Origin of the sequence: Citrobacter sp. MGH105 (assembly GCF_001037485.2) — a bacterium.
Taxonomy (GTDB): Bacteria; Pseudomonadota; Gammaproteobacteria; order Enterobacterales; family Enterobacteriaceae; genus Citrobacter; species Citrobacter portucalensis.
This window is the reverse complement of record NZ_CP073048.1, coordinates 26,102-40,431: the sequence shown is the minus strand read 5'-3', so window position 1 is coordinate 40,431 and position 14,330 is coordinate 26,102. Positions and strand designations below refer to the sequence as shown.

The 14,330-nt window shown below is 53.9% G+C and carries 13 protein-coding genes and 1 pseudogene; 3 read left to right on the top strand and 11 right to left on the bottom strand.

Annotated elements, in window-relative coordinates:
- Positions 1–26: 26 nt before the first annotated feature.
- Entirely contained in the window at positions 27–443 is a 417-nt protein-coding gene (locus SK35_RS00200; protein ID WP_003827152.1) for a GNAT family N-acetyltransferase, read from the bottom strand.
- 130 nt (positions 444–573) lie between these two features.
- On the opposite strand from SK35_RS00200, the gene SK35_RS00195 reads away from it, so the two are divergent.
- Together SK35_RS00195 and SK35_RS00190 are read left to right on the top strand one after the other, a co-directional pair.
- Complete coding sequence (locus SK35_RS00195; protein WP_003827149.1) at positions 574–867, top strand: YicS family protein; 294 nt, start codon at positions 574–576, stop codon at positions 865–867.
- A 93-nt stretch (positions 868–960) separates the two neighbouring features.
- Positions 961–2,343: a glycoside hydrolase family 1 protein gene (locus SK35_RS00190; RefSeq protein ID WP_048215253.1), complete on the top strand. Its 1,383-nt coding sequence runs from the start codon at positions 961–963 to the stop codon at positions 2,341–2,343.
- A gap of 56 nt (positions 2,344–2,399) precedes the next feature.
- Here the strand turns inward: SK35_RS00190 and nepI are convergent, their stop codons facing one another.
- The 3 genes and pseudogenes from nepI to SK35_RS00175 form a co-directional block, all read right to left on the bottom strand.
- A complete protein-coding gene (nepI, locus tag SK35_RS00185) occupies positions 2,400–3,584 on the bottom strand; it encodes a purine ribonucleoside efflux pump NepI (RefSeq protein ID WP_048215252.1) in 1,185 nt (394 codons plus the stop codon).
- A 141-nt stretch (positions 3,585–3,725) separates the two neighbouring features.
- Positions 3,726–4,250, bottom strand: a pseudogene (locus SK35_RS00180) (SRPBCC domain-containing protein).
- Between the two features lie 99 nt (positions 4,251–4,349).
- Positions 4,350–4,802, bottom strand: coding sequence for a DUF1198 family protein (locus tag SK35_RS00175; protein WP_048215251.1), 453 nt, complete (start codon positions 4,800–4,802; stop codon positions 4,350–4,352).
- A 105-nt stretch (positions 4,803–4,907) separates the two neighbouring features.
- Here SK35_RS00175 and SK35_RS00170 point away from each other — a divergent pair, with 105 nt between their 5' ends.
- Complete coding sequence (locus SK35_RS00170) at positions 4,908–5,813, top strand: LysR family transcriptional regulator (RefSeq protein ID WP_048215250.1); 906 nt, start codon at positions 4,908–4,910, stop codon at positions 5,811–5,813.
- A 47-nt stretch (positions 5,814–5,860) separates the two neighbouring features.
- On the opposite strand, the gene uhpT is transcribed toward SK35_RS00170, so the two are convergent.
- From uhpT to rbsK, 7 genes are all read right to left on the bottom strand, one after another.
- The gene (gene uhpT / locus SK35_RS00165) at positions 5,861–7,252 is read right to left on the bottom strand and encodes a hexose-6-phosphate:phosphate antiporter (protein ID WP_003023929.1); all 1,392 of its coding nucleotides are present in this window, start codon (positions 7,250–7,252) and stop codon (positions 5,861–5,863) included.
- A gap of 142 nt (positions 7,253–7,394) precedes the next feature.
- A complete protein-coding gene (locus tag SK35_RS00160; RefSeq protein ID WP_048215249.1) occupies positions 7,395–8,723 on the bottom strand; it encodes an MFS transporter in 1,329 nt (442 codons plus the stop codon).
- Positions 8,724–8,732: 9 nt separating this feature from the next.
- Positions 8,733–10,235 (bottom strand): signal transduction histidine-protein kinase/phosphatase UhpB, encoded by a 1,503-nt coding sequence (gene uhpB, locus SK35_RS00155; protein ID WP_048215248.1) that lies wholly within the window; start codon positions 10,233–10,235, stop codon positions 8,733–8,735.
- Complete coding sequence (gene uhpA / locus SK35_RS00150) at positions 10,232–10,825, bottom strand: transcriptional regulator UhpA (RefSeq protein WP_003023923.1); 594 nt, start codon at positions 10,823–10,825, stop codon at positions 10,232–10,234. Before uhpA ends, uhpB begins: the two co-directional genes overlap by 4 nt.
- 153 nt (positions 10,826–10,978) lie before the next feature.
- Positions 10,979–11,992: an aldose 1-epimerase family protein gene (locus SK35_RS00145; protein ID WP_048215247.1), complete on the bottom strand. Its 1,014-nt coding sequence runs from the start codon at positions 11,990–11,992 to the stop codon at positions 10,979–10,981.
- 11 nt (positions 11,993–12,003) lie between these two features.
- Entirely contained in the window at positions 12,004–13,320 is a 1,317-nt protein-coding gene (fucP, locus tag SK35_RS00140) for an L-fucose:H+ symporter permease (RefSeq protein WP_003827126.1), read from the bottom strand.
- A gap of 27 nt (positions 13,321–13,347) precedes the next feature.
- On the bottom strand, positions 13,348–14,268 hold the full coding sequence (gene rbsK / locus SK35_RS00135; protein ID WP_003827124.1) for a ribokinase: 921 nt from the start codon (positions 14,266–14,268) through the stop codon (positions 13,348–13,350).
- Positions 14,269–14,330 lie beyond the last annotated feature (62 nt).

Sequence of the window (14,330 nt, the reverse complement as noted above, 5' to 3'; positions counted from 1 at the left end):
GAGGCGGCATCCAGACCTTCCGGTCATCAAAACGTTTTCGACAAATAATGGCGCGCGGAACCGGTTTCCGGGAAGTTATCGAGGGTCATTTGCAGCTGATAGCCGTTTTTCTGATAAAACGGCAGCGCCTGGAAACTCATGGTATCCACCAGCGCATGCAGGCATCCTCTCTCACGCGCCGTCTGTTCTGCGGCCTGCATCAATTTTGTGCCGTAACCACCTTTACGCAGCGAGTCATGCATCCACAGAAAATCAATGCACAGCCATTCGCCTTTGATTTTGCCGATCAGCCCACCCAGAATGTCATTGCGCTCATCGCGCCAATACACAGCCAGGTCGCCAAAATTGGTGGTTCTGAGAAACTGCCGGTTGTAAGCGCGCAATCCGGCAAGCAGGGCATTTTGATCGTCTTCGGTAATCGTATCTGTAATCTGTATTTGCATCCTATCCTCCTGAAATAACTACAACTTCTGGCTGATTTATTTTTAGACATTAACACAGGGTGATGAGTGAGTCGTATGCCGTCTACACTTACTCTTGAGATGATGCGCATAGACAACAAGGATTATTATCATGAAACGAGTCATTTTTCCGATTATTGCCGTCCTTTTCACGCTACCCGGTCTGGCGCAAGCCGACTCGGCTTATGGCAGTCTGCAGGCTGTACACGAAAAGAATACTGTTATGAAGGATTTACGTAAGATTTGCACCCCGCAAGGGTCGCCATCTGATGAGGTGTGGGAAAAAACGATTATGGCTGATACGCGTAATCAGCAGCACATCCGCGAAGCCATTCTGGCAATTCAAAGAAACAATCAAAACAACTACTGGGAAGCGCTTGGCAAAGTTGAATGCCCGGATTTATAGCCATTATGTTGTAAAATGAGCACTGTAACCGGTTTCTGTATCGTAAAAACACATATTGTTGCCAGAACAGATAAATAGCAATGGAGCAACAATATGCGATACCGTTTTCCTGAAAACTTCTGGTGGGGCAGTGCCTGCTCGGCGCTACAAACCGAAGGAGATAGCCTGAACGGCGGCAAAAGCCAGACCACGTGGGATGTGTGGTTCGACCGCCAGCCAGGTCGTTTCCATCATGGGGTTGGCCCGGCGAACACCTCAGGCTTTTATCAGCACTGGAAACAGGACATCGCACTGCTCAAACAGCTGAAGCACAACAGCTTCCGTACATCTCTGAGCTGGTCACGCCTGATCCCGGACGGCACCGGTGAGGTTAATCCTGAGGCCGTCGATTTCTATAATAACGTCATCGACGAGCTGCTGGCGCAAGGCATAACGCCATTTATCACTCTGTTCCACTTCGACATGCCGATGGGGATGCAGGAAAAAGGCGGCTGGGAAAACCGTGAAGTGGTCGAGGCGTTTGGCCACTACGCACAGACGTGTTTCAAATTGTTCGGCAACCGCGTTAAGCACTGGTTCACCTTCAACGAGCCGATTGTTCCGGTAGAAGGTGGTTATTTGTATGACTTCCATTACCCTAACGTGGTGGATTTCAAACGTGCGGCCACCGTGGCGTACCATACCGTGCTGGCGCATGCGACGGCGGTGCGGGCGTATCGTGATGCAAACCATGACGGTGAAATTGGCGTGGTATTAAACCTGACGCCTTCGTATCCGCGCTCGCAGCATCCGGCAGATGTCAAAGCCGCGCACCATGCGGATCTGCTGTTTAATCGCAGCTTCCTCGACCCGGTACTGAAAGGGGAATATCCGGCGGATCTGGTGGCATTGCTGAAAGAGTACGATCAGCTTCCGGCCTGCCAGCCAGGCGATGCGCAGTTGATCGCCGACGGCAAAATCGACCTGCTGGGGATTAACTATTATCAGCCGCGTCGTGTGAAATGCCGCGATACGGCAGTCAATCCGAATGCGCCATTTATGCCGGAGTGGCTGTTTGATTACTACGAAATGCCGGGACGTAAAATGAACCCTTACCGCGGCTGGGAAATTTATGAGCCGGGTATTTACGATATTATTACCAATCTTCGCGATAATTACGGTAACCCACGCTGCTTTATTTCAGAAAACGGTATGGGCGTAGAAAACGAACAGCGCTTTATTCAGGAAGGGCAAATTAACGACAGCTACCGTATCGAATTTGTTGCTGAGCATCTGAAATGGCTACATAAAGGCATTAGCGAAGGCTGTCATTGTCTTGGCTACCATATGTGGACCTTTATTGATAACTGGTCATGGCTCAACGGCTATAAAAACCGCTACGGTTTTGTCCAGCTGGATTTAGAAACGCAAAAGCGCACAGTGAAAAAGAGCGGCGAATGGTTTGCCCATACCGCCGAAAATAATGGTTTTGATTGATTAAGTTGCCGGATGACAGTGTTGATTGAAAACGATGCGCTATCCGGCAACTGTTTTCACTGAATCCTGACCTTCATCGTAACCAAAAGCGCCGTCAGCAGCATCAGGCTGCCGGAAAGCATCAGGGGCGACAGCAGTCCGAGGGTATCGAGCGCATAGCCTCCCACCGCTGCCCCGCAGGTATTGGCAAGCTGGATCACGGCGACCTGGACGGATCCGGCTTTTTCTGCCTGATCGGCAAGCGAACGGGTGATCCACGTCGACCAGCCGACCGGTACCAGCGCAAACAACAGCCCCCAGATAATCGCAATACCTGCCGCTACCAATTTGTCGCTGCCCCATAGAATCAGGACCAGCGCACTGAGCGCCAGCACCAGTGGCGCACCGGCTAACGCCAGTTTGACCGAACGCTTCAAAATCATCGACGAGAACGACGTGCCAACAAAACTGGCAATACCGAAGCTCAGCAGCACCAGCGTCAGGCCATCAACGTCAAAGCCCGCCAGATTCATATAGATCGGGCGAATATAGGTAAAGAAGGCGAACTGACCAGCAAAGGACATGAAGATGGCAATCATCCCGGCCATCACCCCTGGACGCTGCAACAGGCTGAACATGTTTTGTTTCTGATGCGAAGGTTCACCCGGCAGCGAAGGCAACGCTCTCACCACCCAAATAGTGCACAGCACGCCCATTACCGCCGCCGCATTAAACACGTTACGCCAGCCGATAATGCCGCCCAAAAAGCTTCCCAACGGCGCGGCAATCACCAGCGCGATGGACACCGCGCCAAAAATAACCGACAGCGCCTTCGGCACCGTACGTGCAGGAACCAGACGCATGGTCAGCGACGCCGACATCGCCCAGAACCCGCCGAGCGCCAGCCCCAGACAGGCACGACCGATCAGCATTAGCGTAAAAGAGTTAGCAAATGAAACCAGCAGGCAGGAAAGCGTCAGCAGAATCGAAAACAGGATCACCACATAGCGACGATCGGTCGCCTGAATAATTTGCGTCACAAACAGGCTGGCGAACATGGCGACAAATGCCGTCACGGTCACCGATTGTCCGGCCACACCTTCAGAAATCCCCAAATCCTGCGCCATCGGCGTTAACAGGCTAACGGGGAGAAATTCAACGGTTATCAGGCAGGCAACGCAGAACGCCACGGCAAATACCGCCGACCAGTTAGGTCGGGAATTTGCCTCAGCGCGGGATTTTTGTTCAACAGCTTCACTCATTTTGTTACCTGCGTGGGGTTATTGTAGAAAAGTTACGCAGTGTAACATTAAATTTGTGACGTATTTAACGTTTTGACAACTATTCACCAGAGATCGGCTGCGCCTTATCCAGCCCAGGACAGAGAGCCCTTTCTGGCTCAATTAAGCGTCACGCGCAGCCCGGGCCAGGCCGGTTATCCACTCCTGATGACCGTTGATCATCGGATTGGGCAGCGTACGTGCCATTTCTTGTGCCGGAACGCCAATTTGTGATTCCTAGGTCAGAATACGTACGCGCCCGCCGGGTAAATCCTCAAAGAGCCAGGCGTGGATCACATCCAGACGTGTAGTGGCGTCGCCTTCCGCCCAGCCATGCCAGGCAACACGCGCGGCCTGGCCGTCAACCGGCGGCACATACTCAGTGATTTGCGCTTCGATGGGGAAACCAAAAGTCGTAAAACGAAAGCGGGCATCCATGCTTAACAATGGACCGGAACCGTCGTGAAAACGGATATCCGCTACGTTGCTGTAATACGTCGGCCAGCGCGTTGTGTCATTAAGCTGTGCCCAGACGGCACGGGCGCTCAGTCCGGCAACGATAATTTCATTTGAAGCAAAGTTATCAGTCGTCCCCGGCAGATACGCTGCAGGCCAGATAATTGCACGTTGTTGAGTCGCTTGATTCATGATGTACCTCGTCGTGTGAGTTAACGAGGTACATCATGCTTTCGCGTAAGATATAAAGATAATGACGATTCAAAATAGTCGTCATCATAAATTTTGATATCAGTGCAGCCAGTGCACGCCATCCTCGGGCTGGAAAAAGGCGTTATAGCGCATCTGGAACGCATTAAGCTCCTGTATATCCGGCTCCATCTCGCGCAGAAAACCGAGCGCCAGACGCACTTGCGCGTCGGTAATCGGTGCAGCCAGCCGGGCTTTTTGCAGCCAGCGGTGCCATTGCAACAGGTTCTGCTCACTGCCGTCGACAATAACGATTTGCCAGATCAACAGCACCTGGGCAGCATTTTGTAGATGCGATTCATCAGGACGGTGGAGGTACTGTAAAAAAGCCTCTCCCTGTACTTTTCCCATCTGATCGATCATCGATTCTACCGGCACGACATCAATGTTCAGCCGCTCGCTCAGACGGCGAATTGCCCGCCGCGACCCGGACGTTAGCACCCGAAATCCCACCACAAAAACAACCACCAACGTGGCCAGCATTATCCAAATCATGCGCACATCCATTACCAGACAGGACGCCCATCATAGCGGCAAATTCACCTCTGTCGACGACTGAACGTGTCATAATGTGACTTATCGAACTCGCAGGCAGACATCATGAAATCTGATATCAGAACGCTCGATCTCAATCTGTTAAAAACGCTGGATGCCCTGCTGGATGAACGCAGCGTAACCCGGGCGGCGCAGCGGCTGTCGCTCACCCAGCCTGCGGTAAGCGGTATGCTCAACCGCCTGCGCGACTATTTTGACGATCCGCTGTTTAGTCGCACACCGCATGGCATTGTTCCGACGCTGCGTGCCCAACAGTTGGCCGCCCCGGTCAAACAGATCCTCAGCGATATCGATATACTGCTTAAACCGACACAGTTTGACCCGCTCACCGCAGCGCTCACCTTTACCGTCGCCGCTACGGATTACGCGCTCAAAGCGGTTATTGTGCCATTTATTGCCGCGCTTCGCGTGCGCGCACCGGGCATTCGTGTACGAGTGATCCCGGTTGAGCCAGTGCTGCTCACCACACAGTTTGAGCAGGGGAAAATCGACCTGGCGTTGCTGACGCCGGATTCCACGCCCGACAACCTGCATAGCCGGGCGTTATATGATGAAGAGTACGTTTGTCTCATGCGTCATGCGCATCCTGATGCGGGGCAACCGCTGACGCTCGATCGCTTCTGCGCGCTGGAGCATGTGCTGGTTTCTTATGAGGGTGAAAGTTTCTGGGGCGTCACCGATGAGGCACTGGCAAGCGTCGGACGCCAACGGCAGATTGGTTTGTCGGTTAGCAGCTTCCTGGTATTGCCGGACATCCTCGCTATCAGCGATATGATTGCCGTTGTTCCTGCCCGTCTGGCGTATGACGACACCCGTATGCACGTTTTACCGCCCCCGCTACCCATAACCGGTTTTACAAAAAGCATGGCCTGGCATGAACGCACGCACCGCGATGCCGCTCATCAGTGGCTGCGCAATCTGGTACATGAAACCAGCCAGTTTAGAGTATAAAAAAGCCCGCCATTAAGGCGGGCAAAAGTTACCAATGCACACTTAACTCAAGCAACTTTCAATTGTTGAATCTTTTTCTCGCGGCGAATTTTACGTTCTTCAAACACGGCCACGATGGCCATCAGGCAGATACAGCCAATGGCGGCGGTATCCAGCGCAGCAAAGGTGCCTGCCCAGCCGGTCAGCCCGAAAATCGGCGTGCCGTCGGCAATCATCCCCAGACCGAGCTTGGCGAAGCTGTCACCAATCAGATAAGCGAAAGTGCCTTTAATCCCATCGGCTGCGCCGATCGCTTTTTTCGGCACAAATCCGACTGCCGCAACGCCGATTAACAGCTGCGGGCCAAACACCAGGAAGCCCAGCGCAAACAGCGAAGCCAGATAAACGTACTGGTTGCTGGCGTGCTGATAAACGCCCAGGGTGGCGATAATCAACGCCAGCGCTACACAGGCCACCAGCGCACGACGACCGTTCGCCAGGTCAGAGAGCCAGCCCCACAGCAGCGTACCGACCAACGCGCCCACTTCGAACAGGGTAAAGCCCTGAATCGCCACTTCTTTGGAAAGCTTCAGCTCCTGGAAGGCGTAGACTGTGGACCACTGGTCGATACCGATACGCACTACGTACAGGAAGATGTTCGAGAAACATAACAGCCAGATCACTTTGTTTTTCAGCACGTACTCAACAAAGATCTGCCATTTGGTCATCTCGTTTTCTTCGGTCTCTTTGTCTTCTTCGCTGATCTCCTCACCGAACAGCTCTTCGGCTTTACCGAGGCCATAAGATTCCGGGGAGTCGCTGCCGTAGCGCAGGCCGATAAAGCCGACAATCAGAGCAATAATCGACGGGAAGATAAACATACCGATGACGTGACCGTCAAACAGATAGTTAGCGCCAAACAGCGCCACGCCCGCCGCACCCGCACCGCCGAGGTTGTGGGAGATATTCCACATGCCGAGGTAAGAACCCCGTTTGCGACGCGGCGTCCATTTAGTAATGGTGGAATAGCTACATGAGCCGCCAGTACTCTGGAAGAAACCGCTCAGCGCGTAGAAAGCGATCATCAAAAACAGGCTGGTTGAACCCGCGCCCATGCTGGCGCTGAAGCCAAGCATACAGATGGCGGAGAGGATCAGCATAAACGGCAGGAACTGCTTGGTGTTTTTGCCGTCCGCGTAGTAGGAAACCAGCGTTTTACCCACGCCGTAGGTGATGGAGAAGCCCAGGCCAATCATCCCCAGCTGCGTCATGCTCAGCCCGTAGGTGGAGATCATGTCGTTCTGCGCGATGTTGAAGTTTTTGCGGATCAGGTACATGGTCAGGTAGCCGATAAAGACCACCAGATAGGACTGCATGAACGGTTTGAACCACATTTTGCGCCGCACATCGAGCGGCAGATCCAGGGTCGGCTTGCGCACCTGGTTTAGAAAGGCCAGCATTTGACACTCCCGAGCTAATTTTTATACCTGCGAATGGCAGGCATTGTAAAAATCAGCCGGAAGACGCGCCTGAGACAGCGTCCAGGTGAAACCGGGAAAATTTCTTAGTTTTGCTCCACTCGGGACAAAAAGGTGAGGTACATCACGCTTCGTTGAGTTCGCGCGGAGCCTGGGCATTTAAAAACGGCAGCAGCAGCAGCGCGGAAATTCCCGCCGCAATAGCGATCACCACAAAGAATCCGGTCCAGTGCCAGACCTCCATCACCTTCGCCAGCGGCCAGCCGGAGAGCGATGCCCCCAGATAAGCAAACAGCCCGACAAATCCGGTTGCCGCGCCCGCCGCCTCTTTGTGCGAACACTCCGCCGCTGCCATGCCGATCAGCATCTGCGGGCCGAAGACGAAGAATCCGGTGGTGAAGAAGCACGCGGCCTGCATCACATAGCTGGCGAACGGCATTAGCCACAGCGAGCCAACGGAGAGCAAAATTCCGGCGGCGAAAATCAGGTTCATTGGACCGCGGTTGCCGTTAAACAGCTTGTCCGAACCCCAACCCGCCACCAGCGCGCCAACAAATCCGCCCAGCTCAAACATGGTCACGGCGGTATTGGCGGTCACCAGATCCACGCCGAGCGTCTCCGACATGTACAGATTGCCCCAGTCGTTAATCGCGGCACGGACCACGTACACCAGCACATAACACAGTGACAGCAGCCAGATATAAGGATTCAGCAGCACATAGCGGGTGAGGATCTCTTTGCGGCTCAGCCCAGCACCTTCCTGCTGTTGGGCAATTTCCAGTTCATCATGCCGCCAGTCGCCAATTGGCGGCAGACCAATCGCCTGCGGCCTGTCGCGCAGCCGCCAGCAGAGAAAAATCCCCACCACAATCGCCAGCAGCCCGGCGATCATCATCCCGGCGCGCCAGCCGTAGTGCAGCGCTGTCGCCGCCATCACGATAGGGATCAGCGCCCCGCCGACGTTGTGTGCGGTGTTCCACAGCGCCCACCAGCCGCCGCGTTCAGTACGCGAATACCACGCGGTCAATAAACGCGCGCAGACCGGCGATCCCCAGCCCTGGAAAAAGGCGTTCAGCGCCCACAGCACTGCAAAGGCCCATAGCGAGGTGGAGAATCCAAACAGAATGTTTACCACGCCGGTGGCAATCAGTCCGATACCCATAAAATAGCGGGCGTTCGAACGGTCGCTGACGATACCGGAGACAAACTTCGACAGGCCGTAGGTGATGTAAAACAGCGTCGCCAGCAGCCCAATGTCGCTGCGAGTCAGCACGCCGCTGATGAGGATATCCGGTACGGCGGCATTGAAGCTCTTGCGTGTGAAATAGAACAGCGCGTAGCCGAGCCAGATGGTGGTCAGGATATGCCGCCGCCAGTAGCGGTAGAGAGCATCCACTTCACGCTTATCAGTAATGAGCGACGCACTGGCCGGAGCTTTTAAAAATGAAAACATGACCGCGCCTTACACATATCGCTGGGGTAACGACACGCTGACCCGCGTGCCGTGCGTACAGGAAATCGAGAGCGATCCGCCGAGGGCGCTAATGCGTTCACGCATCCCAGTGAGGCCAAATCCCTGTTGATTCGACCCAGGCGGCAGGCCGCTGCCGTCGTCCTCAATCACCAGCATTAGCCGTTCATCCTGTTGCCAGCCCTGAAGCGTCACCGCGCTGGCGTTGGCGTGCTTAACGATATTGTTCAGCCCTTCCTGACAGACGCGAAACAGCGTCACCCGCTGGCTTTCGCTAAGTGCAGATTCGTCAATTCGCCAGTCGAGATGGCTGACGATGCCACGGCTTTCCAGCTCCATTTCGCGCATCAGTGAGCGGATGGCCTGCTCCAGCGTGAGATCGTCCAGCTGGCGCGGTCGCAGGCGGCCTAACAGGCGACGCACCGAATCGTACACGCCGAGAGAAAGTTGTTCGATGTGCGCCCCGCTGCGCTTCACCCCTGCGTTTTCTGGCGCCAGCCGCTGAACAATGCCCGCCTGGGTGCGAATGGCGGTGATGGTCTGGCCGATATCATCGTGCAGTTCGCGCGCCACATCCCGGCGCACGCTCTCCTCGGTTTCCAGCAGGCGTTCCGCCAGACGATGGTTGCGTGCTAATTCATTTTGCAGCGACTGGTTAAGTTCGCGCAGACGCTGAATACCCGCACCGAGCAGCAGCCCGGTCAGGCTTTGCACCAGCAGCGAGAGCAACAGATCGACGGGATGATCGTGCCAGGTCTGGCTGGCAATCAGCGCGATGGCGTTCATCAGCGTCGCAATCAGTGCCCCTTGCCAGCCGTAGTGCCAGGCCAGCGCAATGATCGGCAACGCGAGGCAAAACGGCGTGAAGCGCGAAAGCTCGGCGGGTAAGCCGAGCTGTAGCCACAGGCTGACGCTAAACAGCAGCAGGTACCAGACCAGATGCCGCCCGCGCCAGTTCACCGGCTGCGACACCACCGCCGGGCCCAGTGGCAGCCAGGTCGTGCTGGTCAGATAGTGCCAGAACACCAGGCAGATCGGCGCCAACGTTAATCCGCCAGTGAGCGTCAGCAACAGCGCGTTCCACGCCTCTTCACCTTGCCCAAGCCAGGGCAGCGATTGCAGCAGCGCCGCCGCCGTGAGCGCCGCGCCCTGCAACAGCAGCGTGCGCCAGTCGCGCTGATGGCGGTATCGCGAAATCAACATCACCGGGAGTAACGTGAGGAAGCTGCCGATCATCAAAAGTGGTAAATGGACCAGCGCCACTTCCTGCGCCAGCCAGAAAAGAAGCAGCCATTCCGCGCCCAGCAGCACCGGCCAGTAGCCGCGCGGACATTGCAGCATCAACCCCAGACGCAGGCCAAACGGAAACAGCAGTACCGCTAGCTCCGGGCGCTCAACCAGATGCAGGCTGATGCTCCACAGGCAAAACCACGCGGCAGAGAAGATAAAGAAGCAGGCAACAACGGTGATTAACCGGGAACAGAACGTGTTCATTGCCAGCCGTCAAACATCCGGCGGGCCAGTTCGACGTCGTTGCTGACGCCCAGCTTTTCCATCAGGTTAGCGCGATGCACGTGCACCGTTTTCGGCGACAGACCCAGTTCAGCGGCAATCTCTTTGACCGCCATACCTTGCGCCAGTTTTTCCGCCACCTGACGTTCGCGTTTGGTGAGCGGATCCTGACGACCGGCAGCCAGTTTGACGGCGATGTCCGGCGTCAGGTAACAGCCTCCGGTCGCTACGGTATGCACCGCCGCGATCAGCTCATCCGGGCTGCAGCGTTTAGAAAGGAAACCACGCGCGCCCGCGTTGAGCGCCTGCTCCACCAGTGCCGGGCTGTCGTGGACAGAGAGCATGATAATCGCCATTCCTTTTGGCAACTGGCTTAACAGTTCAAGACCAGAGATATCAGGCATAGAGATATCGCAGATACACACCTGCACGCCGCGTCCCGGTAATCCCGCCAGCGCCTCACTGCCTGAGCCAAACTCAGCGACCACCTGCAAATCAGGTTCCAGCCCCAGCAGTTGGGCAAAGCCGGAGCGGACGATGAGGTGGTCGTCAATAAGGGCAACGGTAATCATGGGTTCATCCTAGCGCTAAGGCATGCCTGATGGCGCTACGCTTATCAGGCCTACGGGCGGGTGCCGTTGTAGGCCGGATAAGGCATTAATGCCGCCACCCAGCAAAAGCGCTTACCTTAACGATAAGTGCTTTGGTGTTCAAGCCTTGAGCGATCAGGCTATGCCAGTTGTGACTGTAAATGTCCGGGTGTGCTGCGGTTCTATTTCAATCAAGGTGCCATTGCGTTGTGCTGCCAGGAATCCTTCAGGTCGACAGGTTGCAGGCAAGGCGAATGCCGCAACCTGCTGATCGCCGTTATAGAGGATCCAACGCGTCACATAATTCAGCTCCGTGCTGGAGAAACGCGTAACGAACGTGGTGCCATCAGGCGCGATCATGCTAAATTCCGGCTTATCTGTGTACCTGTCCAGTTGGTCAGCAAAGAAGACAATTTCCGGATCGTAAAAATGCGGTTCATTGAGCCGCGCCAGAGAAGCCTCGCCCTGAACAATCCGCTGATTAAACGCCAGCCACTGCTCAGTCGGCTTAACATGCGCGGGTATCGACTCACGCAGCTTCATGGCCTCATCCGGAATATTCTGGCTGAAGGTAGCTTCCGGTACGTAGGCATAGTTCATATGGCACATGTACTGCAACGGCATTGCCACTGAGGCGAGGTTGGTAACCGCCATCTGAATATCAAACAGCGCGCTCGCTTTGTGCATTACCACCGCAGGATGCGCCTGATAATGATGACCGAACCCCATCACATACTCATAGCGTCCAGCCACGCGCAAATTCTCACCCTCCAGCTCCAGCCAGGCTTCATCCATCGCGGCACAAGCCATTTCACCGTGCAAAGGATGTGAATCCTCTGGTGATGGGCAGCCATTTGCCAACAGACCTGAGTGGAAGGCAAAACAGCCGTAGGTCGCCACCACTTCCGCCGCCGGTTTCGGCTGACTGAACATGTTACGCATGGTCAGGTCATGGCCATCAAACTGAGCATCCCAGATCATCTGCCCCATCCAGGGCAGAATAACCAGATGTCCACGACTGTTTTCTACCTTCAGCCCTTCCACTCCGCTGGCGTAACGAAATGCGGTAACCGTGAAGTCGTTATTCTTCAGTAAGATTCGCGGATGCTCTGCAAAGAGTTCTCGCCACAGCGTTATACGTGTTGTCATGATCGCTCTCCTCAGGAAACTGTCGCTTCAGCCAGGTTGTTGCGCACTTTGCTTTCACGCCAGAAGTAGATACCGACGTACACGAAGCACAGCATGGAGACCAGGAACGAGAGTTGCAATGAATGGAACATATCGGCCACATAGCCCTGAATCGCAGGAACCACCGCCGCACCGACAATCGCCATGACAATGACAGCACCTGCCATTTCGGTATGCTCGTTATCCACGGTATCAAGCGTACCAGCATAGATTGTCGCCCAGCAGGGTCCAAACAGGACACTCACCAGCACTGCGACATACACAGCGCTGAAGCTTGGCGCCAGTGCAACATAGACGAGGAACAGCGCACCAATAATGGAATAGAGAATCAGCACTTTTTCCGGATTGAAGCGCGTCATCAAAATGTTGGCGATAAACTTGCCGATAAAGAAGCAGGCGAAGCTATAGACCATGAAGGTTGAGGCGTCGCGCTCGTTGATATCACCTAATTCCAGTGCCAGACGGATGGTGAATGACCACACCGCGACCTGCATCCCCACATAAAGAAATTGCGCCACAATTCCACGACGGAAACGGGCATTGCTGGCCAGATAACGCAGTGTATCCATCGCTGACGGGCGTTTATGACTCGTGGTTTGCGCGACTTTACAGGTCGGGAAGCGAGTCAGGAGGAATAACACCATCACCACAACCAGTACCATAATCATGTACTTGTATGGCTCAAGGGTATTTTCCAGCATCAACACTTTAAAGTTATGGATCTGCTCAGCATTCATCCCGGCCATCTGTTTTTCCAGGCTTTCGCCTTCAGAGAAGACCAGATATTTACCTAGCAGAATGCCAGCAGCCGCACCAATAGGATAAAAAGTCTGACTGATGTTCAGGCGTAAAGTGGCATACGCTTTTGGGCCGATCATTGAGCTGTAGGTGTTGGCTGCTGTTTCCAGGAAGCTCAGACCAATCGCAATCGCGAAAATCGCCGCAAGGAACATGGTGTAGGTGGCCATGTGCGATGCCGGGAAAAAGAGCGTACACCCAACGATATAAAGGGTCAGCCCCATTAAGATGGCGACTTTATAACTGGTCTTTTTAATCACCAGAGATGCTGGAATAGCAATTAAAAAATAACCGCCATAAAAGGCACTCTGAACTAATGCCGAGGCAAAGTTGCTGAGTGAAAATACGCTTTTGAATTGCGTAATCAGAATATCATTTAATGCGGCTGCGCATCCCCATAACGGGAATAAACAGGATAACAAAATAAACTGGAACAGAGGGGTCTTATTCAAATAGCCGTCAGGCATCTGAATGATGTTTTTATCGTTCATAGTGCTACCTTTTACAGTGCAGGAGTATTATTCGTTTAAGGTAAGAAACTCATTAAATTGTTCGATGCTTGGATAAGATGATTGAGTGCCTTTCCCGGTAACGCTGAAAGCAGCGAAGAGAGCGGCTTTTTTCATGGCGGCTTCCACATCACCGCTTTGAACGTAATAGTGAGCAAAACAACCGATGAAAGCGTCGCCTGCGCCACTGGTATCGACAGCGTTCACTTTAAACGCTGGAACATGGACTTCCTGGTCACGCGTCATCCACAGCGCACCTTTCTCACCCATGGTGACGATAATATTGTTCAGACCTTTATCAACCAGAGAACGTGCCGCTGCGCGAATATGGTCATAAGTATCTACTGGCATACCGGTTAATATTTCCAGCTCGGTTTCATTCGGCACAAAAAAATCACATTTACAGGCATAAGACATATCTAATTCCCGTAATGCAGGGGCGGGATTTAGTAACACTTCAATACCGTGTTTTTTACCAAATTCAATCGCGTGATAAACGGTTTCCAGCTGCACTTCCAGTTGCAGGACAATAAGCTGACATTTTTTCAGATCTTCCGCCGCACGATCGATATCTTCCGGGGAGAGAAATTTGTTCGCTCCTTTAATAATCAGAATACTGTTGCTGGAGTTCGCATTAACAAAGATCGGTGCGACACCGCTGCTGGTGCAGGGTACCTTTTCGACATAGGTGGTATTAATTCCCCAGGATTCGAGATTGCGAATAGTGTTATCCGCAAAAATATCATCACCGACTTTTGTCAGCATCAGCACTTTGGAATTGAGCTTAGCGGCCGCAACGGCCTGATTTGCGCCTTTGCCCCCGCAGCCAATTTTGAACGCCGGTGCTTCCAGCGTTTCCCCTTCTTTGGGCATCTGGTTGATGTAGGTGATGAGATCCACCATGTTGGAGCCAATAACCGCGATATCCATTTTACTACCTCTCAGAAACAATCACACAACAATGATATTAAAATAACATTATCATGTTACTT

Bases quoted from the DNA above. Each gene is read 5' to 3' on its own strand.
- SK35_RS00170 (WP_048215250.1), top strand. From the start codon at position 4,908: ATGAAATCTGATATCAGAACGCTCGATCTCAATCTGTTAAAAACGCTG.
- uhpB (WP_048215248.1), bottom strand. From the start codon at position 10,235: ATGAACACGTTCTGTTCCCGGTTAATCACCGTTGTTGCCTGCTTCTTT.
- uhpT (WP_003023929.1), bottom strand. From the start codon at position 7,252: ATGCTGGCCTTTCTAAACCAGGTGCGCAAGCCGACCCTGGATCTGCCG.
- fucP (WP_003827126.1), bottom strand. From the start codon at position 13,320: ATGAACGATAAAAACATCATTCAGATGCCTGACGGCTATTTGAATAAG.
- SK35_RS00190 (WP_048215253.1), top strand. From the start codon at position 961: ATGCGATACCGTTTTCCTGAAAACTTCTGGTGGGGCAGTGCCTGCTCG.
- SK35_RS00195 (WP_003827149.1), top strand. From the start codon at position 574: ATGAAACGAGTCATTTTTCCGATTATTGCCGTCCTTTTCACGCTACCC.
- SK35_RS00145 (WP_048215247.1), bottom strand. From the start codon at position 11,992: ATGACAACACGTATAACGCTGTGGCGAGAACTCTTTGCAGAGCATCCG.
- nepI (WP_048215252.1), bottom strand. From the start codon at position 3,584: ATGAGTGAAGCTGTTGAACAAAAATCCCGCGCTGAGGCAAATTCCCGA.
- SK35_RS00200 (WP_003827152.1), bottom strand. From the start codon at position 443: ATGCAAATACAGATTACAGATACGATTACCGAAGACGATCAAAATGCC.
- SK35_RS00160 (WP_048215249.1), bottom strand. From the start codon at position 8,723: ATGTTTTCATTTTTAAAAGCTCCGGCCAGTGCGTCGCTCATTACTGAT.
- rbsK (WP_003827124.1), bottom strand. From the start codon at position 14,268: ATGGATATCGCGGTTATTGGCTCCAACATGGTGGATCTCATCACCTAC.
- SK35_RS00175 (WP_048215251.1), bottom strand. From the start codon at position 4,802: ATGATTTGGATAATGCTGGCCACGTTGGTGGTTGTTTTTGTGGTGGGA.
- uhpA (WP_003023923.1), bottom strand. From the start codon at position 10,825: ATGATTACCGTTGCCCTTATTGACGACCACCTCATCGTCCGCTCCGGC.